Here is a 23,725-nt window from a genome sequence, read left to right as displayed (position 1 = left end):
ATTTTCAATCTGCGCCTAAAAGCAAGCTTTTGTCACATATTGAAAATAAAAAAACCGATTAGTCTCCTAATCGGTTTTCTTTGTGGGCGATGAGGGATTCGAACCCCCGACCCTCTCGGTGTAAACGAGATGCTCTGAACCAACTGAGCTAATCGCCCGTCTTGCGCTTGATTGCGAGTGCAAATATAGACCGTTTTTTTGATTCTGCAAATTAAAATGAAAAAAAATTACAAAATTTCTGCAACGACAAAAGTGCTTCCGCCTATATAAATAAAGTCATTGGGTGTTGCTTTTTTTGTAGCATTTGCATAAGCGTTTGAAACAGAATTATATATTTCACCTTTAAGTTCAAAATCTCCGGCTTTTTCTTTTAAAATTTCAGCTTCCAAACCACGTGGAATATTGGGTTTGCAGAAATAATATTTTGCGTTTTTGGGGAACAATGGCAGAATCTCGCCCAAATTTTTGTCATTGACAACGCCTAAAACGATATGCAGTGTATCAAATTTTTCCTTTTTCAATTGGTTTAAAACAATAGACAAACCATGAGCATTGTGTGCCGTATCGCAAATTATTTTTGGGTTTTCGCCTAATTGTTGCCAACGACCTTGCAAATTGGTATTCTCAATTACCTTCAAAAAACCGTTTTTAATCACTTCTTCGGAAACTGAAAGCAATTGTTTCTCTTGTAATACTTTCAAAGTTTGCAAAACCGTTTTTTTATTGTGAAACTGGTAATCGCCTAACAAAGCGGAAGGATAATCTTTCTGAACCGAATCGGAGGCAAAATAGATTTCGGAATTCGTATCCTTGGCTTTGGTTTCAAAAACCGGTTTGGTTTCTGCTACATATTCGCCAATAATTACGGGAATATTAGGTTTGATGATGCCGGCTTTTTCAAAAGCTATGGCTTCGAGGGTATTGCCTAAAAATTGGGTGTGGTCTAAACCAATATTGGTAATCACAGAAATCAACGGTGTGATGATATTAGTAGAATCTAATCTTCCACCCATACCCACTTCAATAATATTAATATCCGTTTTTTCTTTGACAAAATATTCAAAAGCCAATCCGACGCTCATTTCAAAAAAACTCAATTCATTGGCTTCAAAGAACGACTTATTCTTGTTGATAAAGTCACAAACATAGGCTTCCGAAATGGGTTTGCCATTGATGGTAATTCGTTCCCGATAATCTTTTAAATGTGGCGAAGTGTACAACCCAACTTTATAACCGGCTTCCTGTAAAACCGATGCGAGTAGGTGCGAAGTTGAGCCTTTTCCGTTGGTTCCGGCTACGTGTATGCATTTTAAATGTTCTTCGGGATTGCCTAAATGCTTGGCCAATAAAACCGTATTGGTGATGTCTTTTCGATAGGCCGTAGCACCTTGTGTTTGGTACATCGGCAATTGATTAAACATCCAATCTAAGGTTTCTTTGTAGTTCATAATTTTAGGAAAAAATAAATTTTGATATACTTTTTTAATTTTTTTTTCGTTGTATATTGTGATGCCCATTAGGTCAATACAAATTTGAAATTATTTTCAGAATTAATAGCCCAAAATTTAATAAATATGATCAGTACATTTTTACAGTTGCAAGTTGATACTTTAGCGCAAGCGATTCCAACTGCTGACACTGCGAATGCAGCTCTAACCAATGAAGTTTCTGTTTTAGAGTTTATTTTCAAAGGAGGACTTTTCTTGGTCCCGATTGCTCTTTTACTTTTTTATACCTTGTATATCATTTTTGAACGTTATATCTACATTAACAAAGCGGCTAAAATCGACAATCATTTGATGTCTGATATTCGCAATCATTTATCCAATGCTAATATTGATATGGCGGTTAATGCTGCTGAAAGAAGCGGAGCAGCGCAAGGCACTATCATTAAAGAAGGTGTGCTTACTATTGGTAGAAATATCAGCGAAATTGAGGGCAATATGGAACGTGCAGCCAATATCGAAATTGGTTATATGGAAAAAAGATTAGGCCAATTAGGGTTGATTGCCGGGATTGCGCCAACTTTAGGGTTTATCGGTACGATTTCCGGGGTAATTAAAATTTTCTACAGCATTTCGGTAACTGAAGATATCAGTATCGGGAATATTTCAGGAGGTTTATATGAAAAGATGATCAGTAGTGGTGCCGGACTTATCGTAGGGATTATCGCTTACTCGGCTTATCACTTATTCAACGGAAAGATTGATGGTTTCTCCTTGTCTATCCAAAAACAAGTATTAGAATTTGTAAACATAATTCAAAGACCAAATGGCCATAAAGCGAAATAAACGATTTCATGCAGAAGTCGCGACCTCTTCGTTAAGCGACATTATGTTCTTCTTATTGTTGTTTTTCTTAATCATTTCGACCTTGGCAAACCCTAATGTTATCCGAATGACATTGCCAAAATCGAAAACGAATGAGAAAACCAACAAACAATTAATCACCCTTTCGGTAACGGAAGAAAAGCGATTTTTTATAGACAAAGAAGAAGTAGATTTTGGTCAATTAGAAGACAAATTATTGTCCAAAATGGATCCCGAAAAGCAACAAACTGTTGTGATTAGAATTCCGGCCACGATGCAAGTCCAAGACTTAGTAGATGTGCTGCAAATAGGCGTGAAGAACAAACTCAAGTTCGTTATCGCCACGAGTCCAAACTAAATTAAAATAATGATAATGAAAGTAAAAGCGTTGCTGTTGATGGCCTTTATCTCGGTTTCAACATTTGCCCAAGACACCGAATTTAAGTTTTCCAAAGAAGGGTTAACCGATTTTATTGTAACGACCTATGAAGGTTCAGCTAAAGATACCTACAATTTGGCCTTAGCTTGGGTAAAAGAAAATAGCAAAAAAGGATATAAAATAGTTTCTTCTGTAGAAGGTGAAAAAATAACGGTTGAAGGCGGAAAAGAGAATTTTCTTTGTAGTAAAGCAGGAGGAACTAATGTTTGCACTTCTGCCACTTTTACCATTGAAATTAGTTTTAAAGAAGGTAAATTTAAGTTTGAGGCGGTTGGTTTATCTGAGAAACCTAATAATTCAACAACTGTTGTAACACACGACTTAAATGACTTTTCTGAATATTATAACAAAGACGGTAATTTGAAAAAATATAAGGATGATGTTCCGGCAGCTTATGAAACTCTTTTTAATGAGTTAAATAAAAGTTTAGTGACTTTTATGGATAAGAAAAAGAAAGCAGACGGTTGGTAAATCGATTATAGTATAAATAAAAAATCCCATTCATTCGAATGGGATTTTTTTATGGTTAATTTAGTCCGAAAACATAAATGATTGTTCCAGTTTGCTTCTCTGAAGCATTAGGGTCAGGTTCCCATTTAGTATTCATAGCGGCTTTTTTTGCTTGTGTTGCCAAGCAACTATTTGTATTTGTTGTTCCCTGAACTCCAGTAGTTACACTAATTGTATTTCCGTTTCTATCAACATTTACACGTACTGCAACTTTGCCTGATTCATTACCACAAGGATTATCAGGTTTCGGTTTACTTATAGCTTTTCGGTTTCCTAAAGAATAACCAGAGCCACTTCCGTTGCCACCACCATTTCCGCTTCCATTACCTGAACCTGTTCCTGAACCACTTCCGGTTCCAGTTCCTGAGCCGCTTCCTCCGCCACTTCCTGTTCCGCTGCCGTTACCATAATAACCATTGGAGTTAAGGTTTCCGTTAGCACTTCCCTTATTTCCTCCTTTACTATCATTGCCATCACCACCTTTATTACCTAAAATACTCGATAAAGCATCGTTTGCATTTTTAGAGACTTTTGGTTTTTCCGGAGCGGGTTTGATGTCTTTTTTCGGGACTACGGGAGTCGGTGTTTTCTTGATGTCTTTTTTAGGAATGGCTACATTGGTATCTTCATCGTCATTTTCATCTGAAATGATATTGTCTTCCGGAGAAGTTGTCGTTGGGGCTACTTTTGCTTGGTCTTTTACATTTAAGACTTCGCTTTTGTAATTATCGCCCATGCCATAATCGCTGTCGCCAAAGTTCATCTCAATACCGCCACCGCCACCGCCGCCCATGATTTTCATGTCAGCCGGAGGCCAAAAACGCAATAAGAAAAGTAAAAGAATCAGCAAAGCATACACTACAGTAGTAATGGCTAAGGATTTTTTATCGTCATTGGATAGTTCAAAACTCATAACTATTCTTTTGTTCGTTAAAGTTATAACGCTTAAAAGTACTAAATATTGTGTAAACCTGGCTGTTAATTTTTTACTAAACTAATTGTTTCAGTGCAATTTCAAAGGCAGTCGCGCTGATATTCTTCTTGTCAGAATTCAAAGCATGCGCTTTGTCCAAAGCTTTTTTAATGGTTTCCGAAATGTCGTAGAAAATGGCTTCGTCAGTCATTTGTACTTTTTTCTCCATGAAATAGGCAAAAACTCTCGCCATACCACAATTGGAGATAAAATCCGGAATCAAACTTACTTTACTGTCTGTCTCTTCCATAATCGGGCCAAAAAATATTTCCTTGTCGGCAAAAGGTACATTCGCGCCACAAGAAATCACCTCTAAGCCATTCGTGATTAAGCTATCGATTTGGTCTTTGGTTACCAATCTTGAAGCCGCACATGGTGCAAAAATATCCGCACCTAAAGTCCATATTTTTTCGTTGATTTCTGCAAACGGAATCATATTTTGGGCTACCAATTTATTACCGTCTTTATTCAAGAACATCATTCTGATTTCTTCAAAAGAAAAACCTTCTTCGTTGATCACACCACCATCGCGGTCGATTATTCCTACTACTTTGGCACCCATTTCGGCCAAATAAAAAGCAGCAGCCGAACCTACGTTTCCAAAACCTTGAACGATGGCTTTTTTACCTTGAACATCTCCGCCATAAATATTATAGAAATGACGAACCGCTTCAGCAACGCCAAAACCGGTAATCATATCGGCTACTGTATATTTTCTTAATACATCAGGAGAGAATTTTGGGTTTTCGATTACCTTAATAACACCTTGACGCAATTGTCCGATTCTGTTGATTTTATCTGCTTCTGTTGGTTTGAAATGACCGTTGAAAACACCTTCTTGCGGATGCCAAACGCCACATTCTTCCGTAAATGGAATTACTTCGTGGATTTCGTCTACATTCAAATCGCCACCGGTGCCGTAATAGCTTTTTAATAAAGGAGAAACGGCTTTGTACCAACGTTGCAACACACCTTTTTTGCGTGGATCATTCGGGTCGAAATTGATGCCTGATTTGGCACCACCAATCGCCGGACCTGAAACAGAGAACTTCACTTCCATAGTTTTGGCTAATGACAAAACTTCATTCATGTCTAGTCCTTTTCTCATTCTCGTTCCGCCACCGGCAGCACCGCCACGAAGGCTATTGATTACTGTCCATCCTTCGGCTTCTGTCTCAGCATCTTTCCAGTTGAATACGATTTCGGGTTCTTTGTTTTCGAATTTTTTTAATAAGTCTTTCATTGTATTTAATCTGAGCTCACTTCAGATTCTTAGTTTTAGTTAGAGTGTAATTTAGTTTGTGGTGCAAATATAGTAATTATGAGTTAGGAGTAATAAGTTAGGAGTTGTGAAATCTGTATAAAAAAACGCCACTCAATTATTCAGTTTTCAGACTGTTTTTTAAATTAGTTCTTATATATTTTTCCCGATGAATGATCCTTCTTCGCACCGGTAACACTGCACAAAACATTAATCTCTTTCCTTAACTTTAACACACCAAGCAAGGCAAAAATTAAAGCTTCTTTATATTCTAAAGTTTTGGCATCTGGAACAACAAGAGTTAATTCCGGTAAGTAATTTTGCATGCTTTCCAGTAAAAAAGTGTTGTAAGCTCCGCCACCGGTAACCAACATATTGCCTCTTCTGTTCGGAAGCGCCAAAGCTGTTTGTTTGGCAATGTGTTTGATAAAAGTATGCATCTTGTCTTCCATACTCAGGTCGTAACTTTCCATCAGCGGAAGCACAACAGTTTTGACAAATTCAAAACCCAACGATTTTGGATAAGGTTTTTGATAGTAAGATAAACTGTCGAGTTCTTCCAATAAGGCCATATCAGTTTCACCACTTCGGGCAATGTTGCCTTTGTCATCATAGGGGAAGCCAAGTTTATTCGCGTAAAAATTCAACACTGTATTCACCGGAGAAATGTCAAAGGCTATTCGTTTGCCGTCTTGCTCAAAAGAAACATTTGAAAATCCACCCAAATTCAAGCAATAATCATAATCAGAGAATAAAATTCGGTCACCAATCGGTACCAATGGAGCGCCTTGTCCGCCATATTTCACATCTTGCACCCGGAAATCACAAACAATGGTTTCGCCAATAATTGTGGCTATTTCTTTTAGGTTGCCAATCTGTAAAGTGAAACCGTTTTGCGGTTGGTGCAAAATCGTATGGCCATGACTGCAAACCCCATCGAGGTTTTTAATCTTGTGTTTTTTGATAAAAGTTTTGATGATATGAGCTAAAAGTGTGGTGTAATCTTTATTGAGTTGGGTTAATTCGGTCTTCGAAAAATCAACAGCAGTCCGCAATTTGTTTAACCAATCGTCGCTATAAGAAACGGTCTCGCTTTCAAGGATTTCGTATTGCCATTTGCCTTGGGCTACAGTGAAATTAATGTGTGCCAAATCAACGCCATCCAACGATGTGCCCGACATGACGCCGATAACCTTATAACTTTCTTTCAACATTGGCTAAATTTACGAAAACGTTTGAAATTTTAACTTTTAAATCCTATTTTTGCACACCAAAATTAAAGAAACAACAAACATAATCGTTACAATTTATGGATTTTAATTTAACCGAAGAACAGTTAATGATTCAACAAGCCGCAAGAGATTTTGCTCAGGCGGAATTGTTACCGGGCGTAATAGAAAGAGATGAACACTCTAAGTTTCCAACCGAGCAAGTCAAAATGATGGCAGATTTAGGATTCATGGGTATGATGGTGGATCCAAAATATGGTGGCGCCGGATTGGACAGTGTTTCTTATGTTTTGGCGATGACCGAAATTGCCAAAGTAGATGCTTCTGCGGCGGTAATCATGTCGGTGAACAATTCATTAGTTTGTGCCGGAATGGAAAAATACTGTTCGGAAGAACAAAAAATGAAATATTTAGTGCCATTGGCGAAAGGTGAAGTAATCGGGGCATTCTGTTTGTCAGAGCCGGAAGCCGGAAGTGATGCTTCTTCGCAAAAAACAACCGCCAAAGACATGGGCGATTACTATTTGTTAAACGGTACCAAAAACTGGATTACCAATGGTGGAACTGCGTCAACTTATTTAGTAATGGCGCAAACCGATGTCGAAAAAGGACACAAAGGCATCAATGCTTTTATCGTTGAAAAAGGTTGGGCAGGTTTTGAAATCGGACCCAAAGAAAAGAAAATGGGTATTCGCGGTAGTGATACTCATTCGTTAATGTTTACCGATGTTAAGGTTCCAAAAGAAAACAGAATCGGTGCCGACGGTTTCGGATTCAACTTTGCGATGAATGTCTTAAACGGCGGAAGAATCGGAATTGCTTCTCAAGCTTTGGGAATTGCGACCGGTGCTTACGAATTGGCATTGAAATATTCACAAGAACGCAAAGCATTCGGCAAAGAAATTTTCAAACACCAAGCGATTGCGTTCAAATTGGCCGATATGTATGTAAAAATCACGGCAGCCAAAATGTTAATCATGAAAGCGGCTTGCGAAAAAGACGAAGGGAAAGACATTGCTCACAGTGGTGCTATGGCCAAATTATACGCTTCTGAAATCGCTCTAGAAGTAGCCAATGAAGCCGTGCAAATTCACGGAGGTAACGGTTACGTAGCCGAATACCACGTTGAAAGAATGATGCGCGATTCTAAAATCACTCAGATTTACGAAGGAACTTCAGAAATCCAAAGAATTGTAATTTCAAGAGGCTTGGTTTCTTAATCAAATCGTTAATACATAATGAAACCCTTTCACTGTAAATATTGAAAGGGTTTTTTTATTGAAAAAATTTATACATTTACCCTATGTACGAAGAATTAAAATATTGGTATCTCCGCGATCACAAATTGTTTTGGACATTAAGCATGTCACAAATCAAACAGTTGTGTATTATCACCGGTTTTAAAAAAGCCAAGAAAGGTGATATCATTTATTTTTCTTCTACAGATTTGCCTAGGGTTTTTTTACTCAAAAAAGGCAATATCAAAATTGTCTCTGTAGATGAGGATGGCAATGAAACTATTAAAGACATTATCGAAAAAGGCGATTTGTTTGGTGAACTGACTTTAGAGAATGATAGAAACTCCAACGAATATGCAAAAGCACTAACCGATGATGTGGCCATTTGCAGTTTTCTAATGTCCGATTTTGAAGATTTGTTGTTGCGAAATCCCAGTTTGGCGTTGTCTTACACTAAGTTTGTCGGACTGAAATTAAAACGCGTCAAAAACAGTTATGCCAATTTGGTTTCCAAAGATGCCAAAACCAGATTGCTCACTTTTATCAAAGATTGGGCAGAACGTGATGGAAAAAGAGAAGGCAATCGAGTGACGATTCAAAATTATTTAACGCAAAACGATATTGCGCAAATCATTTGTACTTCACGACAAACTGCGACGGTTTTGTTAAGTGAATTAGAAGAAAACGGTTTAATGCATTACGGCAGAAAAGAAATTATCATTGAAGATATTTCAAAGTTTTAAAATTATTTTGTCCCAATTGTAAACTAACAGACAAAACTGCTTTTCATGGCGCTTTACTTTTGCTTTATCAAATTAGATAATTTAAAATTAAATCCTATGAATAAAACCATTCTAATCTTACTGGTTGCCTTTACTTCGGTAACCGGTTTAGCTCAAAACTCAAGAGTAACGCATTTCAATTTAGAAAAAAAAGTAGCCATTCAAGGGTATGATCCTGTGGCATACTTTACCCAAAAAAAAGCGGTTAAAGGCAAAAAGGAAATCATATCAACTTATGAAGGCGTAACCTATTATTTTTCCACCCAAGCTAATAAAATGGCTTTTGCTAAAAATCCCTCAAGTTACGAACCACAATATGGCGGTTGGTGCGCTTTCGCAATGGGCGATTATGGCGAAAAAGTAGAAATCAACCCGGAAACCTTTAAAATTCTCGACGGCAAACTGTATCTGTTTTACAACGCTTATTTCAACAATACGCTCAAAAGTTGGAACAAAGACGAAACCAATCTGAAGAAAAAAGCCGATGCCAACTGGAAGAAATTGACAAGTCAAAAGTAATGTCTAAGTAGTCTAATAATCCAACAATCTAATAATCTAAAAAATGAAAAACCCAATTATACTCTGGATTGTCAAGCTCATCGCAGTCGTAATCCTTTTGCAAACCTTATATTTCAAATTCACCACCGCTGAAGAAAGTGTGTACATTTTTCAAACTTTAGGCATTGAACCTTTTGGCCGAATTGGTTCGGGTGTGGTCGAATTGATTGCTTCGATTTTGATTTTGATTCCGAGAACTACGCTACTTGGCGCACTTTTAGGATTGGGTACGATGTTAGGTGCCATTTTTTCTCATATATTTGTTTTAGGAATAGAAGTGCAAAATGATGGTGGAACGTTATTTGTTTTGGCTCTCATCACTTTACTAAGCTGTTTGCTTTTGGTGTATGCGGAGCGAAATAAAATTCCGGATTTATTGCGATTTAAATTGTAAAACTATTTTTTGACCAAAATCGTAACTATAATTAATCAAACAAAAAAATATGCTTATTCCGGCGATCTACAAAACTCTTAACGAATTATCAGGCTTGGTCTTGCAACTATCAGACGACGATTATTGTTGTCCGTGTCATGATTTAAGCAATGCCACCATTGGCGAACACACGCGTCACATTATTGAAATGTTTCAGTGTTTGGAAAACCAATATGAAACAGGCGTTGTCAATTATGATAATCGAAAGCGAGATTACCTGATTCAAACCAATACGGCTTTCGCCAAAGAATGTATCGATACTATTTTGAACCAAGTAGATAAACCCAACAAAAACTTGCAATTGCAACAAATAGTCGATGGCGAAGAGCTATTGATTGATAGTAATTACCACCGAGAATTGTTGTACAATTTAGAGCATTGCATTCACCATCAAGCGTTAATCAAAGTGGCGATTATCCAGTCGAAAACCATTGCAATTGATGCCGATTTTGGCGTAGCACGTTCTACCATCGAATACCGAAAACAATGTGCACAGTAAGTTTTGTCAATGCCAATGGTAAAATTATCATCACCTCCAATCGTGATGAGAAAATCATTCGCCCGAATGCCATTGAACCTAAAACTTATCATATCAATAATAAGAAAGTTATCTTCCCCAAAGACAACAAAGCCGGCGGTACTTGGTATGCCATCGATGAACATTCGAATGTCTTGGTTCTGCTAAATGGTGCCGAAGAAAAGCATGCTTTAAAAGACAGTTATCGCAAAAGTCGTGGTCTGATTGTACTCGATTTAATCAGCAGCGAATCGCCTTTTCAGGCTTGGCAAACGATTGATTTAAACGATATCGAACCGTTTACTTTAGTGTTATTCGAAAACCAAAAGCTCTATCAATTGCGTTGGAATGAGCTGGCCAAAAGCAGTTTTGAATTGGACACAAACCAAAGTCATATTTGGTCATCCTCAACTTTATATTCGAAGGAAATCCGAGAAAAGCGAGCGAATTGGTTTTCTACTTTCCTCGATACACAACCCGAAGTCAACGAAGAAGAACTATTCAATTTTCACCGTTACACCGAAGAAGAAAACAACGAACACGGCTTGGTTATCAACCGAAATGATATTTTAAAGACACTAAGCATCACGCAAACTGTAATCGAAAAGAACAAAGTTGCCATTCATTACAATGATTTGATTGCCGAAAAAGATTTTTCTAACGTGTTTCTATCACTTTAGGAATTCGTAATTTGCAATTCGTAATTCAGAATTAATTTGAAACTATTTCTCCACAAACTCTTCCACTGGGAATATTGGCCATTCCAAATTGTTTACATCCCGATTTATTTTCTGTGGGCATATTATGCGTTAAAGGCACGAACCATTTTCTTTTTCAATACTTGTAATCCAACCATGCGAAACGGCGGATTTATCATGGACAGCAAGATGGAAATCTATGATTTGATTCCGCCACAGTTTTATCCCAAAACCAAATTTATCAAAGAACAATTGCCTTTTGACGAAGTCGAAAATATTCTGAATAATTCCAAAATCGAGTTTCCTTTTATAGCCAAACCTGATATTGGATTGCGCGGTTCAGCCGTGAAAAAAATCGATACACTAGACGATTTAAAAAATTACCACAGCAAAGCCAATTTTGATTACTTAGTCCAAGATTTGATTCCGTTTCCGAATGAAGTCGGGATTTTTTATGTGCGTTATCCTCATGAAAAAAACGGCAGAATTACCGGAATTGTAGCCAAAGAATTCCTGATTGTGGAAGGCGATGGTTGTTCGACTATTGAAGAATTGATAAAGGCCAATCCGCGTTACGAATTGCAGTTAAAAGCATTACAAAAAGAATACGGCAACCAACTCAAAGACATCTTGCCTAAAGGCGAAAAACGCAATTTGGTTCCGTATGGCAATCATGCCCGCGGAGCGAAATTTTTAGATTACAGTCATTTGATTTCACCCGAATTGACCAAAGTCATTGACGATATGTGTCTGCAAATCGATGAGTTTTATTTCGGGCGAATGGATTTAATGTACAACACTTGGGCCGAATTGGAACAAGGAAAAAACTTCGCCATCGTTGAGTTAAACGGTGCAGCAAGCGAACCAACGCACATTTACGATCCAAAACATTCCATCTTTTTTGCTTGGAAAGAATTGGCACGACACATAACTTATATGTTTGAAATCAGTGTAGCCAACCACAAACGAGGTTATGATTATTTGCCTCACAAAGTGGGAATGGAACAGTATAATTTGCATTTGGAACAAAGCAATAAAATTGTGAATTTTTAATGCAAAATCTCAAAAACATAGCAGTCGGTTTTTTGGTGAGTTTCATCGGGTCGATTCCTTTGGGGTATTTGAATGTCGTGGGTTTTCAGGTTTATGAAAAGTCGGGTTTGACACCAACCATGTTGTATCTATTGGGTGTAATTATCATTGAGTTTTTCGTGATTTATTTCACCTTAATTTTCGCCAAAAGGTTAGCCGAAAACAAAAAACTGACTAAGTATATTGAAGGTTTTTCGATAATATTCATGTTTCTTTTGGCCTATGTTTTTTACTCGAGTGCCAATTCCAAAAGTGATTTTTCAACCGGTTTTAATTACGCGCCATTTGTTTTAGGAATTGTGCTGAGTTGCCTCAACTTTATCCAGATTCCGTTTTGGACCGGTTGGAATCTTTGGCTTTTGAATGGAAAGTATATTGAAATTTCAGGTCACAGAAAATATGTTTTTGTTTTAGGAACGATTGCCGGAACATTTTGTGGCATGCTGACGTTGATTTTGGCACTGCATTATTTTGCTTCCAATGTGGATTTTGTGGCCAAATATTTAATGCAAATTATTATTCCGATGGTCTTTTTGGGTTTTGGAATCTGGCAAGGATTTAAATTTTGGAAGAAATATTGCTGATGGTTTTCAAATCCTTACTTTTAGTATATTTACGACAAGAAAGAAAATCATGAAGAATATCATTATTACCGGAACGTCGCGTGGCATTGGTTACGAATTGGCGCTAAAATTTGCCCAAGCCGGACACCAAGTGTTAGCCATTTCCAGAAAAACTCCTCAAGTTTTAATCGAAAACGAGAATATCACTTGTCTTTCGGTCGATTTAGGCAAAGAAGAAGAATTGGCTGAGGTTGAGAAATTCTTAACTCATAGTTGGCAACAAGTCGATGTTATCATTCACAACGCCGGAAGTTTGCTCAACAAACCCTTTTCACAAACTTCCCAAGAAGATTTTGAAAGTGTTTACCGAGTCAATGTTTTTGGTGTAGCCAATTTAACACGAGTGTGTTTGCCGTATTTGAAAAAAGGAAGTCATGTGGTTTCGATAAGTTCGATGGGCGGCATTCAAGGCAGTATGAAGTTCGCGGGATTGGCCGCATACAGTTCGAGTAAAGGTGCGGTGATTACACTGACAGAATTGTTAGCTGAAGAATACAAAGAACAAGGAATAGCTTTTAATGTGTTGGCACTCGGAGCCGTAAATACCGAAATGTTACAAGAAGCATTTCCGGGTTACGAAGCCCCAATTTCTGCTGCAGAAATGGCTGATTATATCTATAATTTTGCCTTAACAGGAAATAAATATCATAACGGAAAATTGATTCAAGTGTCATCTAGTACTCCATAAAAGTTATTGGTTTTTGGTAATAGTTGTTGCATAGAACTATTAACCGACAACCGACAATCGACAACTGACTATGAGCGAAGTCCTTCAAAAATATTTACCCGAACACGCTGTTTCTTCTTGCTTTGAGTTAATCAAAAGCAACAATGTGCATTTGAAAATCGTCAACGAGCGCCAAACACGTCATGGAGATTACCGTCGGGCGATAGGAGGAAAGCATGAGATTACGGTCAATGCCAATTTGAATAAGTATAGATTCTTAATTACATTGGTACATGAAATTGCACATTTGGTGGCGTATGAAAAATTTGGGAGACTAATCAAACCACATGGGAATGAGTGGAAGCACACTTTTCAAAGATTAATGGTGCCATTTATTCGGCCGGAGATATTTCCGCATTCCGTGTTGCCTTTGGTGGCCAATCATTTCCGAAATCCAACTGCGAGTAGTGATACTGATGCTCGATTGGCTTTTGCCTTAAAACAATTTGACGAACGTAAACCCGATGTTCACTTTGTACACGAAGTGCCAAGCGGCAACTATTTTAGAATAAAAAATGGCAGAGTTTTTCAAAAGAAAGGCTTACGTGTAAAGCGATATGAATGTCTGGAAGTAAAAACCGGAAGACTTTATTTGTTTAATGCCAACGCAGAGGTAGAGATAATTCCGGGATAATATGATGAAGAAGAAACCATATTTTTTGTTTTTGTTTGCTTCTTTGCTTTTACTTTTGATAGGTTTTGTAAAAAGTGAAGAAACCTTTGACATCAATGTTCACGACACTTATTTTATTATTTTACAAAATCATCTTTATTGGTTGTTTACATTATTGTTGTTTTTCTTTTTTATCATTTATTTGACTTTAGACAAGATAAGACTTCACTTGCTTAAAATGTTGACGAAAATTCATATCTATGGAACATTACTTTTAACCGTAGGTATTTTTTTTCCTTATGATTTGCTTTTTACTTCTTCTAATTTTCTACTTGTTGATGATTCACAATCTACCAATGTTTATAGGTCATTTTGCGTCTTATTCTTTTTAATTGCTCAAGTCCTGTTTATTATAAATATATTTGTAGCCATAATCAAAAAACTTAGAAACTGAGTTTTCCAGGACCTTAGTACCTTAAAGAAATGAACAACAATTATTACGCTATATTAATGGCTGGCGGAGTTGGCTCTAGATTTTGGCCGGTGAGCACCACTGATTTTCCTAAACAGTTTCACGACATGTTGGGTTCGGGTGACACTTTAATTCAAAAGACTTTTAGTCGTTTGGCCAAGCTGATTCCGGTAGAAAATATTCTAATCCTTACAAACGAACGTTACAACGACTTGGTTTTGGAACAATTACCGATGGTAAAACAAGACCAAGTGTTATTGGAGCCGGCTATGCGTAATACGGCGCCTTGTATTTTATATGCTTCGCTTAAAATTCAAAAACAAAATCCTGATGCCGTGATGGTGGTTGCGCCAAGCGATCATTGGATTGAAGATGAAGATCAGTTTGCGGATAATTTAAAGCAGTGTTTTGATTTTTGCCAAAAGGAAAATGCCTTGATGACATTGGGTATTCAGCCGACTTTTCCCAATACAGGTTTTGGATATATTGAGTTTGATAAAAGTGATTCAAATCCAATCAAAAAAGTAAATCAGTTTCGAGAAAAACCGGATTACGAAACAGCTAAATCGTTTTTGGAAGCCGGAAATTTTCTTTGGAATGGCGGTATTTTTATTTGGAGTGTAAAGTCGATTTCTGAAGCTTTTGAGCGATTCCAACCTCAGATGAATGCTTTGTTCCAACTAGGATTGAACTGTTATAATACTTCAAATGAAAAACAATTTATCTTAGACAATTATAGCAAAGCCGAAAATATTTCTATTGATTATGCCGTGATGGAAAAAGCCGAAAACGTTTATGTTTTACCGGCTACTTTTGATTGGAATGATTTAGGCACTTGGGGTTCATTGCATGAAAAACTCGATAAAGACGGACAAAATAATGCTGTGGTAAATGCAACGGTTATTTTAGAAAATGCTTCTAATAATATCATTCGCTCCGAAGCCAAAAAACTCGTAGTGATAGATGGTTTAGACGATTATATCATTGTTGATAATGAAAATGTACTGATGATTTATCCGAAGAGTAAAGAGCAAGACATCAAGAAAATCACCGCCAGAGCCAACGAATTATAGTTGAAAAGCAATGTCTACTCATTTGTTTAAGGCGAAAACTAAGAATTTACGCAACCCAATGCATTTTATCGTATCTTTCCTTTTAGTTTTGTTTGTTAAATAGTTCTAAATGGATCACTTGAAATTGAAGTTTACTTTTATCTTCCTGTTTATTACACAGTTGACTTTTAGCCAATTGTCAAATTTCACCCTGACGGTCACCGATACAGATGAAACTTGTACAGCCAATGGAACACTAGACTTTAATGTTTCAGGAACAACCGCAGGATCAACTATTTTATATTCTATTTATCGTCTGCCCGATCTGACCAACCCAGTATCAGTTCAGTCAGCCAATTCTTTGACCGGATTGATTGCAGGAACATATAGAGTTATTGCAACACAATCTTTAAATGGTGGTAGCGGAACCCAACAACAAGATAGTATCATTGAAGACTTAGTAGTTTCGTTGACTTATCAAGTTAGTAGTATCGATGAAACCTGTGGGAATGATGGAAGTATTGCCATAAACGTTTTGACAGGTACAGTAGCACCAAACGGATTGAATTATGAGCTTTTTTCAGGGCCAATGATTAGACCTTTGCAGGTTTCCAACGTTTTTAATAATTTAACAGCAGGCGAATATCAAATAAGGGTTTTTGACAATTGTGGAGAAGGAGTTGTGCAGACTTATAATTTACAAAGCACTGATACTGAACTGGAATTTGATTTATTTTCTCCTTCTTTGGCTAGTTGTACAACCGTTACGATTGGCGCTAATTTTCAATCGGTTTTGCCTTTTCCTGCAGGAATTGTGAAATATCCGTTACAAGTGGTGGCTACACTTTTTCCGCCTTCAGGTCCACCAATAACTTATACTCAAACCATAACAAATGGCATCGATTTTTCACAAATAGTTCCCTTATTCGCTAATCAAAATTACAGCTATACATTTACCATTACCGATGGTTGTGGTACGGTTTATACTTTAAATGGACCAATAGAGGATTTATCAATCGAAGCCACGTATCAAGTTTTACCTGAGGATTGTACACACCAGCAAATCACTTTTTTTAGAGTAACTGAGGTGGTTTTGGTTTCAGCACCGTCGGGGTTTTCGACTACATTGCCACAGAATTATACTTCTTCTATTGTCAACAATGCTATAACTATTGGTGGTTTAATTGCAGGAACTTATGTTTTTAATACTATTGATGTCTGTGGAAGTTCAGCAGTTTTTACGATAGAGGTAATTATTTCAGAAGTGGCACCACCTTTTACTTTTGTATATAATATAAATTGTCTTACCGGTTCTGTAATAATTAGTGGAATCCAACAATTGACATTAATTTCCGCTCCGTCAACCTATACCGTTTCTTTGCCTTATGACTATACCAGTTGGATAAATGATGCCAACTATGTCATTTTTGAGAATATCCCGGTTGGGACTTATGTTTTTAACGTATTAGATTTATGCGGTGAACCTGACACCGTAGTTGTAGTTTTAGCACCGGTTTCCGAAAATCCAATTCTGACTGTTGCCGAAGGATGTCAAGACGGTTTTGGTTCGATTAGAATGACAGGACAATTTACTTCATTGTCAATGACTTCCGCACCAATAGCTTATGGTGCCGCTTTACCTTTAAATCTAATGAGCAATTTGGTTTTAAACGGCACTTTACCCACACTTACTTTAGATATGTTACCTGCAGGAAATTATATCATTCAATCGGTTGATTTGTGTAATAATCCATACACCACTACTATAACCATTGTAGGACATCAGGACAATACTAATGTTATGATTACGCCAAACTGTGGTTCTTTTAACCTTAATTTAAATAATCTAACCAATACCGGTCCATCGACAACTTATTGGTTACAAAAATTAAATACCGTTACCAATAATTGGGGTCATCCATTAACCGGCATTGTTTATGTTAACGGAAATCAGCCAAATAACAGTAATTCCGTTTTACTGACCAATAATAGTATCAATTATAATCTGGCTTATCAAGGACATTTTAGAATTTTGAAAGTGTTCGAAAGTTTTGAAATTAATAATCCGGATTTTATCAATTGCTATAAAACACTATATGAGTTTGATTTTAATGGATTGCCACGAATAAACGATGTCTACTCTGTTTCTTGTGGAGGAACTTTTGAAGTTATTGTGATGGCAGAAGGTTTTGATCCACTGCTATACAGAATCACTACCAGAAATGGTGAGCCATTTGTTGTTGAGAACGGCAACTCTAATTTTTTTACAGGTTTGCAACCCGCCACTTATAACTTTCAAGTTGAAGATTCATGCGGGAATTTCTTGAATAGTGTCTTTGAGATTTTGAATCCTAATCCACTCACAATTACAGCGAATGAGATTAATTGCGATGGGGAAAGCCTGACCTTGTCGGCGCCCAATTTTTCCTTTTTTCAATATGAATGGTGGAAAGACAATAACACTACCAGCATATTAAGTACTTCAAGTTCATTGAATTTTGCCTCGTTTAATTCCGCCGCGAATAACGGAACTTATCATGTTAGAATAACTTATACCAACAATCAAAGTTCTTGTTTGAATCAAGTGTTGAGTTATACGGTTTTGGTAACCAATATTCCTCCGAATGCCGGAACTGGCGGTTCCTTTACTTATTGTGGTCATCAAGGAAATATCGATTTGTTTGCGCTTTTACAAGGCAATTATGACAGTGATGGCACTTGGGATGAAATGACTTCAAGCGGAACGCTCAGCGGTAACATTTGGAATACTTCCAACGTCACTTTCGGCAGTTATGAATTCAGATACCGTGTAGATGGAAGTTGTAATTCCTTCGAAGAAGCCTTTATCAATATAACGATTAATGAAATCCCACAAATTCCAACAGCCGGTGCAGGTAGTGTCATTTGCGAAAGCGGAAACCTGCAATTGTATGCCACTAATGTTCCCAATGCCATTTATTTATGGACAGGACCAAACGGATTTACTTCTACAGAACAAAACCCGATAATCAATACGATATCTCCAAGTAACAATGGAACCTATACAGTTATAGCTACCCAAAATGGTTGCCAATCGGGTAGTTCAAGCACGGATGTTGTGGTAAATGTATTGCCGGAATTCGAATTGAGTCAGAGTTGTATTGAAAGCGAATATGTAGTAACGGCAACGCCCATTAATAATTCTTTTGATGCATTGACAGCCAATTATAGTTGGACAGGACCAAATAATTTTACCGCAGGACAAAATCCGATTGTGATTACTCGAGGCGAAACCGGAATCTATAATTTATCGCTAACGGATGAAAATGGTTGTTCGGTTTCCCAATCTATTGAGGTAGTTCGAACGATTTGTTTTATTCCAAATGTAATAACCCCAAATGATGATTTTACCAATGACAGTTTTAATCTGGCCGGTTTTGAAGTAGATAGAATTGAAATCTATAATCGTTGGGGCAGAAAAGTATACGAGAAAAACAATTACACCGATGAGTGGCACGGTCAAAATATGAAAGGGGAAAGATTGCCCGATTCCACCTATTATTACGTTCTTAGTCTAAGAACTGGAGAAAATAAAGTAGGCTGGATTTTTGTCAGTAATAATCAGTAGATTACAAGTCTCCTTTGTTCTGCGCTTTTCTGATTTTTTTGAAAAGATTGGAAGAATAAACAAAATCGGTTATGGCTTCATTATCGGTTTTGAAGATTTCTTTTTTAGTGCCTTCCCAAGCCAAAATACCTTCTTTTAAAAAGATAATTTTGTCACCAATTTCCATCACCGAGTTCATATCGTGGGTATTAATTACCGTGGTAATGTTGTATTCCAAAGTGATTTCGTGTATCAAGTTATCAATGACAATAGCGGTTTTTGGGTCAAGCCCCGAGTTAGGTTCGTCACAAAAAAGATACTTCGGGTTATTCACAATCGCTCTGGCAATCGCCACACGTTTTTGCATTCCACCCGAAATTTCAGAGGGTTTTTTGTGATTGGCATTGATGAGGTTCACACGGTTAATTACAAAATTCACACGTTCCTTAATCTCAGCAGCCGATTTATTGGTAAACATTTTCAATGGAAAGCCTACGTTTTCTTCTACGGTCATGCTGTCAAATAGTGCGCTGCCTTGAAATACCATTCCGATTTCGGTACGCAAGGTTCGTTTTTCATCCGGTGTCAAATCAGAATAAATTCGACCGTCAAAAGCGATAGTGCCTTTATCCGGAGTATGAATGCCTAGCAAACTTTTGAGTAAAACGGTCTTTCCCGAACCACTTTGACCAATAATCAAATTAGTTTTACCGGTATCAAAAATGGTCGAAATTCCTTTTAAGACTTTACTGTCGCCAAATGATTTTTCTATGTCTTTTACTTCTATCATTAGGTTAAAAGTAATTGCGTTAATATATAATTGGTCAAAATGATGGTCACTGAAGTCCATACAAAAGAAACCGTACTCGCTTTACCCACTTCCAAAGCACCGCCTTTCATATAGTAGCCATGAAACGATGGAATTGTAGCCAATAACATAGCAAACACGAAGGTTTTGATAAAGGCATAAGCAATATGAAAAGGAATAAATTCTTGTTGAATCCCGGTGATAAACTCATTACTGGACGCAAATCCACCATAAACACTAGCAATCCAACCGCCAAAAACCCCTAAAAACATGGCAATTCCAATGACAAAAGGGTAAAGTAGTAAAGCAATTATTTTTGGAAAAACCAAATAGTTAAGCGAATTAACTCCCATTACTTCCAACGCATCAATTTGCTCTGTAACCCTCATCGTTCCAATACTTGAGGTGATAAAGGAACCCATTTTTCCCGCCATAATGATGGAGATAAAAGTTGGGGCAAATTCTAAAATTACCGATTGCCTCGTTGCAAAACCAATGAGGTATTTAGGAATCAATGGATTAGTTAAGTTTAACGCCGTTTGGATCGAAACAACTCCACCAACAAAGAAAGAAATAAAGCAAACAATCCCAAGCGAATCAATGATTAAATCATCAATCTCTTTGAAAATCAATTGCCTCATGGCCGACCATTTCGTGGGTTTGTTAAATACTTCTTTCAACATCAAGAAATATTTTCCTATTTGTGACAAATAGCGGACTAACATCATAGGTTTAAAAATATTGTCAAAAATAGTGAGAAGTTGTGAGTTACGAGTTGCGAGTTTAAAGTTTTATACTAAAATAACTTCTCCTTCATTTTCTTCCAACGGTAATTTCGGATGAATTTTGCTTGTTCTTTGGTTACTAACAATGGTTTTTTAGCCGATTTTGCTTTCCAAAACCCTTTGATGTAATCTAAAAACAGCAATGGTTTTCTTTTTCGCATAGCCAATTTCAACGAAGCAATTGAGGTGATGAAAAACCCATAACCCAAAGAATAAAAAGCTTCACCTTGTTTGTAACGAGCGGTTTTATTGTAATTGGCTCCGGTTGGTTTGAGGTGTTTTACTTTTAAAGATTCATCGGTAACGACTTTCCAATTATAGAATTTACAAAGTAATTCGTCTACCGTGTCCCAACCCATGGCCGGTTTCAAGCCGCCAATTTGTTGAAATGTAGCTTTTCTATATGCTTTAAAAGCACCGCGAATATGGTCTTTATCGGTTAGGTTTTCCAAAATCCAATCGCCGTTTTTCTCGATATAGGCAAAGCCACCTACCATTCCGATTTTATCATCAGATTGGAAATGGTTGATAATCGTTTCAAAATAATTCGGAGGAAAAATTAAATCAGCATCGGCTTTGACAATCAAATCATAATGGTTGTCCAAAGTTTCTAACCCTTTTTGAAAAGCCTGAATGACTTTACTTCCGGGTAAATGAATGGCGTCGGAAGTTTTGTTGACTAAATGAATAAAAGGATATTTATCACAAAATGATTGGATTATAGTTGCGGTGTTATCAGTTGAACCATCATTAACTACGACTACTTTTTTAGGTAAAACCGTCTGTTCCACTAACGACTGTAAAGTCAATGAAATAAATTTCTCTTCGTTGTAAGTCGGAATAATGATGTAGTAATTCATTGTTATTTCTGTGACTGAAAACTGCGACTGTGACTAATTTCTAACGGCGTAAACCATATAATACCTTGGCGTGAAATATCTCAATAACGGACGGAAACCCAATTTCTTCACAGGATGAGTGAATTTTACACGGTCTACAATTTTCCAGCCGGTTTTTTCCAAAAGCCAGTCTAGTTGCCAATCTTCAAATTCGTGGTAATGCCTGTCCCACATATCGGTTTTACTTCGGTAAGCCGGTGAAAACCACAATCGCAATGGAATTGAAATCAATACTTTATCCGCTTTTACGTTTTCTAAAACCGTATACGGGTTGAGTAAATGCTCGAAAATTTCAAAGGCGGTAAAGACCTGATAGTTTTCTTTTTGCAAAGCCGTTTGGTCATTGTCTATATCTTCGCCTTTGGTATTGATAACCTTGTAGCCATTGTCTTCCATGATTTTGGAAAACGGATTCGGCACCCCTAAATCCAAAATTGTTTCAGAAGTATTGATGTGTTTTTTTAAAAACTGAAGGGTAATGTTAAAGCGTTTACTCGGATAGGTCTTCTCGTACATTGATTAAGTTGCAAAAGTTTATGGTTGCAAAGTTAACAAAGTTAATTACATTCTATAAACAATCGCATTTACATTCATTCCGGCGCCAACTGAAGCAAACAAAATCACATCACCTTTTTGGATAGAATGATTGTCGAGATTGCCTTTGACCAATAAATCATATAGGGTTGGAACCGTAGCTACACTTGAATTCCCCAGTTTGTGAATGCTCATCGGCATAATGCCCTCAGGTGCGGTTTGTCCGAACAACTTGTAGAATCTTTGAATGATGGCTTCATCCATTTTTTCATTGGCTTGGTGAATTAAAACCTTCTTGATTTTACTAATGTCTACGCCGCTGGCTTCCACACATTCTTTCATGGCTTTGGGTACCTGACTCAAAGCAAATTCATATATTTTTCTGCCGTGCATTTTGATGTAGCGCACATCAGGATCGTGGGTTTTATTAAAGGAGTTTCCGAAGAATAAATAGTAAGCTTCATCATAAGTGAAAGTTGCGGAAGCATGGGCTAAAATACCACCTTCATCCTCAGTAGCTTCAATGATTGTAGCACCGGCGCCATCAGAATAAATCATACTGTCTCGGTCGTGCCTGTCGACAACTCTGGATAAAGTTTCGGCGCCAATAACCAAACACTTTTTAGCCATTCCGGCTTTGATAAAGGCTTGAGCTTGGATTACACCTTCTACCCAACCCGGACAGCCGAAAAGCATGTCGTAGCAAACACATTTCGGGTTTTTGATGCGCAAATCAAATTTGACTCTAGTAGCCAAACTGGGTAATAAATCGGTTTGAATAGCGCCTTTTTTTACGTTGCCGAAGTTGTGCGCAAAAATGATGTAATCCAAAGTTTCCGGGTCGATGCCTGAATCTTCAATAGCTTTTTTGGCAGCGATAGTTGCGATGTCAGAAGTTTGCAAATCATCGGATACATAGCGGCGTTCTTCGATGCCGGTGATATCGTAAAATTTTTCAGTAATGACTTCATTCGGCAAAGGGAAAGGTGAGCCGTCATCATTAAGAAAAACGTGTTTGGTAAAATCTTTATTCGTAACTATTTCGGTCGGTATATAACATCCGGAACCGGTTATTTTTATGTTCATTGCTTTACTATTTCATTACGAAATTATTAATAAATTTATTCAACCGTTATTGTTTTTATAATTTTTTAAAATAATTACGAAAAGTTTATCAAAAGAGAGTTAAAATTATAAATACGATAATTAATTGTCTTTTTGTTGCGCGATTTTAATCTGCATAATCGTAGCAATACTCAGCGCTTGGGTTTTGATTTGCTCGGCTTTTTCACCCTTGAAATTTTCGTCGACTGTAGCATAAAAATGATTTAACCAAATTTTAAATAGCTCAGGCGATAAGTATTCTTTGGCATTGACCTCCAAATGAATTTGAGTCAGATTGTTAGTGTAACCGCCGGTTCCCAATATCGCTTGTGACCAAAAAGTAACCAGTATAGGTAAATGTTCTTCGAGTTTTATTTTGACAACATCGGTGAAAATATAATTGATGGCGTCATCCGATAAAAGTTTTTTGTAGAACTCGTCAACTAATAAGTAGAGGTCGTCTTGATTTTGAATGTCGTTCAT

General features: G+C 37.1%; 26 protein-coding genes and 1 tRNA gene. 16 read left to right on the top strand and 11 right to left on the bottom strand.

Annotation, left to right across the window (positions count from 1 at the left end; translation table 11 throughout):
- Window positions 1-83 precede the first annotated feature (83 nt).
- A tRNA-Val gene (locus ICG50_RS11735) sits at window positions 84-158 on the bottom strand.
- Window positions 159-227: 69 nt separating this feature from the next.
- Window positions 228-1,448: a bifunctional folylpolyglutamate synthase/dihydrofolate synthase gene (locus ICG50_RS11730; RefSeq protein ID WP_187661086.1), complete on the bottom strand. Its 1,221-nt coding sequence runs from the start codon at window positions 1,446-1,448 to the stop codon at window positions 228-230.
- Window positions 1,449-1,577: 129 nt separating this feature from the next.
- On the opposite strand from ICG50_RS11730, the gene ICG50_RS11725 reads away from it, so the two are divergent.
- Genes ICG50_RS11725 through ICG50_RS11715 form a run of 3 tightly spaced genes read left to right on the top strand, consistent with a single transcriptional unit; the run spans window position 1,578 to window position 3,219 of the window.
- Window positions 1,578-2,291, top strand: coding sequence for a MotA/TolQ/ExbB proton channel family protein (locus ICG50_RS11725; RefSeq protein WP_187661090.1), 714 nt, complete (start codon window positions 1,578-1,580; stop codon window positions 2,289-2,291).
- Window positions 2,272-2,667 carry an ExbD/TolR family protein gene (locus tag ICG50_RS11720; protein WP_187661085.1) on the top strand — a complete coding sequence of 132 codons (396 nt, stop codon included), beginning with the start codon at window positions 2,272-2,274 and terminating at the stop codon, window positions 2,665-2,667. Before ICG50_RS11725 ends, ICG50_RS11720 begins: the two co-directional genes overlap by 20 nt.
- Before the next feature lie 15 nt (window positions 2,668-2,682).
- Window positions 2,683-3,219, top strand: a complete 537-nt coding sequence (locus tag ICG50_RS11715; protein WP_187661084.1) for a hypothetical protein — start codon at window positions 2,683-2,685, stop codon at window positions 3,217-3,219.
- 55 nt (window positions 3,220-3,274) lie between these two features.
- Here ICG50_RS11715 and ICG50_RS11710 read toward each other — a convergent pair whose 3' ends face one another.
- The 3 genes from ICG50_RS11710 to ICG50_RS11700 all read right to left on the bottom strand — a co-directional run bounded on the left by ICG50_RS11710 (window position 3,275) and on the right by ICG50_RS11700 (window position 6,706).
- Window positions 3,275-4,171: an energy transducer TonB gene (locus ICG50_RS11710; RefSeq protein ID WP_187661083.1), complete on the bottom strand. Its 897-nt coding sequence runs from the start codon at window positions 4,169-4,171 to the stop codon at window positions 3,275-3,277.
- Between the two features lie 76 nt (window positions 4,172-4,247).
- The gene (locus ICG50_RS11705) at window positions 4,248-5,474 is read right to left on the bottom strand and encodes a Glu/Leu/Phe/Val dehydrogenase dimerization domain-containing protein (protein ID WP_187661082.1); all 1,227 of its coding nucleotides are present in this window, start codon (window positions 5,472-5,474) and stop codon (window positions 4,248-4,250) included.
- A 164-nt stretch (window positions 5,475-5,638) separates the two neighbouring features.
- Window positions 5,639-6,706, bottom strand: coding sequence for an anhydro-N-acetylmuramic acid kinase (locus tag ICG50_RS11700; protein ID WP_187661081.1), 1,068 nt, complete (start codon window positions 6,704-6,706; stop codon window positions 5,639-5,641).
- Window positions 6,707-6,801: 95 nt separating this feature from the next.
- On the opposite strand from ICG50_RS11700, the gene ICG50_RS11695 reads away from it, so the two are divergent.
- The 13 genes from ICG50_RS11695 (at window position 6,802) to ICG50_RS11635 (ending at window position 19,133) form a co-directional block, all read left to right on the top strand.
- Entirely contained in the window at window positions 6,802-7,941 is a 1,140-nt protein-coding gene (locus tag ICG50_RS11695; protein WP_171222593.1) for an acyl-CoA dehydrogenase family protein, read from the top strand.
- Between the two features lie 83 nt (window positions 7,942-8,024).
- On the top strand, window positions 8,025-8,702 hold the full coding sequence (locus ICG50_RS11690) for a Crp/Fnr family transcriptional regulator (protein ID WP_187661080.1): 678 nt from the start codon (window positions 8,025-8,027) through the stop codon (window positions 8,700-8,702).
- Between the two features lie 96 nt (window positions 8,703-8,798).
- Window positions 8,799-9,260 (top strand): YHS domain-containing (seleno)protein, encoded by a 462-nt coding sequence (locus ICG50_RS11685; protein WP_187661079.1) that lies wholly within the window; start codon window positions 8,799-8,801, stop codon window positions 9,258-9,260.
- Window positions 9,261-9,303: 43 nt separating this feature from the next.
- Entirely contained in the window at window positions 9,304-9,693 is a 390-nt protein-coding gene (locus ICG50_RS11680; protein WP_187661078.1) for a DoxX family protein, read from the top strand.
- A gap of 49 nt (window positions 9,694-9,742) precedes the next feature.
- Window positions 9,743-10,231, top strand: coding sequence for a DinB family protein (locus tag ICG50_RS11675; RefSeq protein WP_171222598.1), 489 nt, complete (start codon window positions 9,743-9,745; stop codon window positions 10,229-10,231).
- A complete protein-coding gene (locus ICG50_RS11670) occupies window positions 10,219-10,929 on the top strand; it encodes an NRDE family protein (protein WP_187661077.1) in 711 nt (236 codons plus the stop codon). Before ICG50_RS11675 ends, ICG50_RS11670 begins: the two co-directional genes overlap by 13 nt.
- 36 nt (window positions 10,930-10,965) lie before the next feature.
- Entirely contained in the window at window positions 10,966-12,000 is a 1,035-nt protein-coding gene (locus ICG50_RS11665) for an ATP-grasp domain-containing protein (protein WP_187661076.1), read from the top strand.
- Window positions 12,000-12,623, top strand: coding sequence for a hypothetical protein (locus tag ICG50_RS11660; RefSeq protein WP_187661075.1), 624 nt, complete (start codon window positions 12,000-12,002; stop codon window positions 12,621-12,623). The genes ICG50_RS11665 and ICG50_RS11660 overlap by 1 nt, the downstream gene beginning before the upstream one ends.
- Window positions 12,624-12,672: 49 nt before the next feature.
- Entirely contained in the window at window positions 12,673-13,350 is a 678-nt protein-coding gene (locus ICG50_RS11655) for an SDR family NAD(P)-dependent oxidoreductase (protein WP_187661074.1), read from the top strand.
- 70 nt (window positions 13,351-13,420) lie between these two features.
- A complete protein-coding gene (locus ICG50_RS11650) occupies window positions 13,421-14,023 on the top strand; it encodes a SprT-like domain-containing protein (RefSeq protein WP_187661073.1) in 603 nt (200 codons plus the stop codon).
- A 1-nt stretch (window position 14,024) separates the two neighbouring features.
- Entirely contained in the window at window positions 14,025-14,456 is a 432-nt protein-coding gene (locus tag ICG50_RS11645; protein ID WP_187661072.1) for a hypothetical protein, read from the top strand.
- 29 nt (window positions 14,457-14,485) lie between these two features.
- Window positions 14,486-15,547, top strand: a complete 1,062-nt coding sequence (locus ICG50_RS11640; RefSeq protein ID WP_187661071.1) for a mannose-1-phosphate guanylyltransferase — start codon at window positions 14,486-14,488, stop codon at window positions 15,545-15,547.
- Window positions 15,548-15,656: 109 nt separating this feature from the next.
- On the top strand, window positions 15,657-19,133 hold the full coding sequence (locus ICG50_RS11635; RefSeq protein ID WP_187661070.1) for a T9SS type B sorting domain-containing protein: 3,477 nt from the start codon (window positions 15,657-15,659) through the stop codon (window positions 19,131-19,133).
- 1 nt (window position 19,134) lies between these two features.
- On the opposite strand, the gene ICG50_RS11630 is transcribed toward ICG50_RS11635, so the two are convergent.
- The 6 genes from ICG50_RS11630 to ICG50_RS11605 all read right to left on the bottom strand — a co-directional run bounded on the left by ICG50_RS11630 (window position 19,135) and on the right by ICG50_RS11605 (window position 23,725).
- Window positions 19,135-19,902, bottom strand: a complete 768-nt coding sequence (locus ICG50_RS11630) for an ABC transporter ATP-binding protein (RefSeq protein ID WP_187661069.1) — start codon at window positions 19,900-19,902, stop codon at window positions 19,135-19,137.
- Window positions 19,902-20,648 (bottom strand): MlaE family ABC transporter permease, encoded by a 747-nt coding sequence (locus ICG50_RS11625; protein ID WP_176305708.1) that lies wholly within the window; start codon window positions 20,646-20,648, stop codon window positions 19,902-19,904. Before ICG50_RS11625 ends, ICG50_RS11630 begins: the two co-directional genes overlap by 1 nt.
- 68 nt (window positions 20,649-20,716) lie before the next feature.
- On the bottom strand, window positions 20,717-21,565 hold the full coding sequence (locus tag ICG50_RS11620; protein WP_187661068.1) for a glycosyltransferase family 2 protein: 849 nt from the start codon (window positions 21,563-21,565) through the stop codon (window positions 20,717-20,719).
- Window positions 21,566-21,598: 33 nt separating this feature from the next.
- Window positions 21,599-22,120, bottom strand: a complete 522-nt coding sequence (locus ICG50_RS11615) for a methyltransferase (protein WP_187661067.1) — start codon at window positions 22,118-22,120, stop codon at window positions 21,599-21,601.
- 45 nt (window positions 22,121-22,165) lie between these two features.
- Window positions 22,166-23,224 (bottom strand): 3-oxoacyl-ACP synthase III family protein, encoded by a 1,059-nt coding sequence (locus ICG50_RS11610; RefSeq protein ID WP_187661066.1) that lies wholly within the window; start codon window positions 23,222-23,224, stop codon window positions 22,166-22,168.
- A 120-nt stretch (window positions 23,225-23,344) separates the two neighbouring features.
- Entirely contained in the window at window positions 23,345-23,725 is a 381-nt protein-coding gene (locus ICG50_RS11605; protein WP_187661065.1) for a group III truncated hemoglobin, read from the bottom strand.

Origin of the sequence: Flavobacterium buctense (genome assembly GCF_014486695.1) — a bacterium.
Classification (GTDB): domain Bacteria; phylum Bacteroidota; class Bacteroidia; order Flavobacteriales; family Flavobacteriaceae; genus Flavobacterium; species Flavobacterium buctense.
Note: the sequence above shows the minus strand (reverse complement) of the source record. Positions and strands in the feature narration are given on the sequence as shown.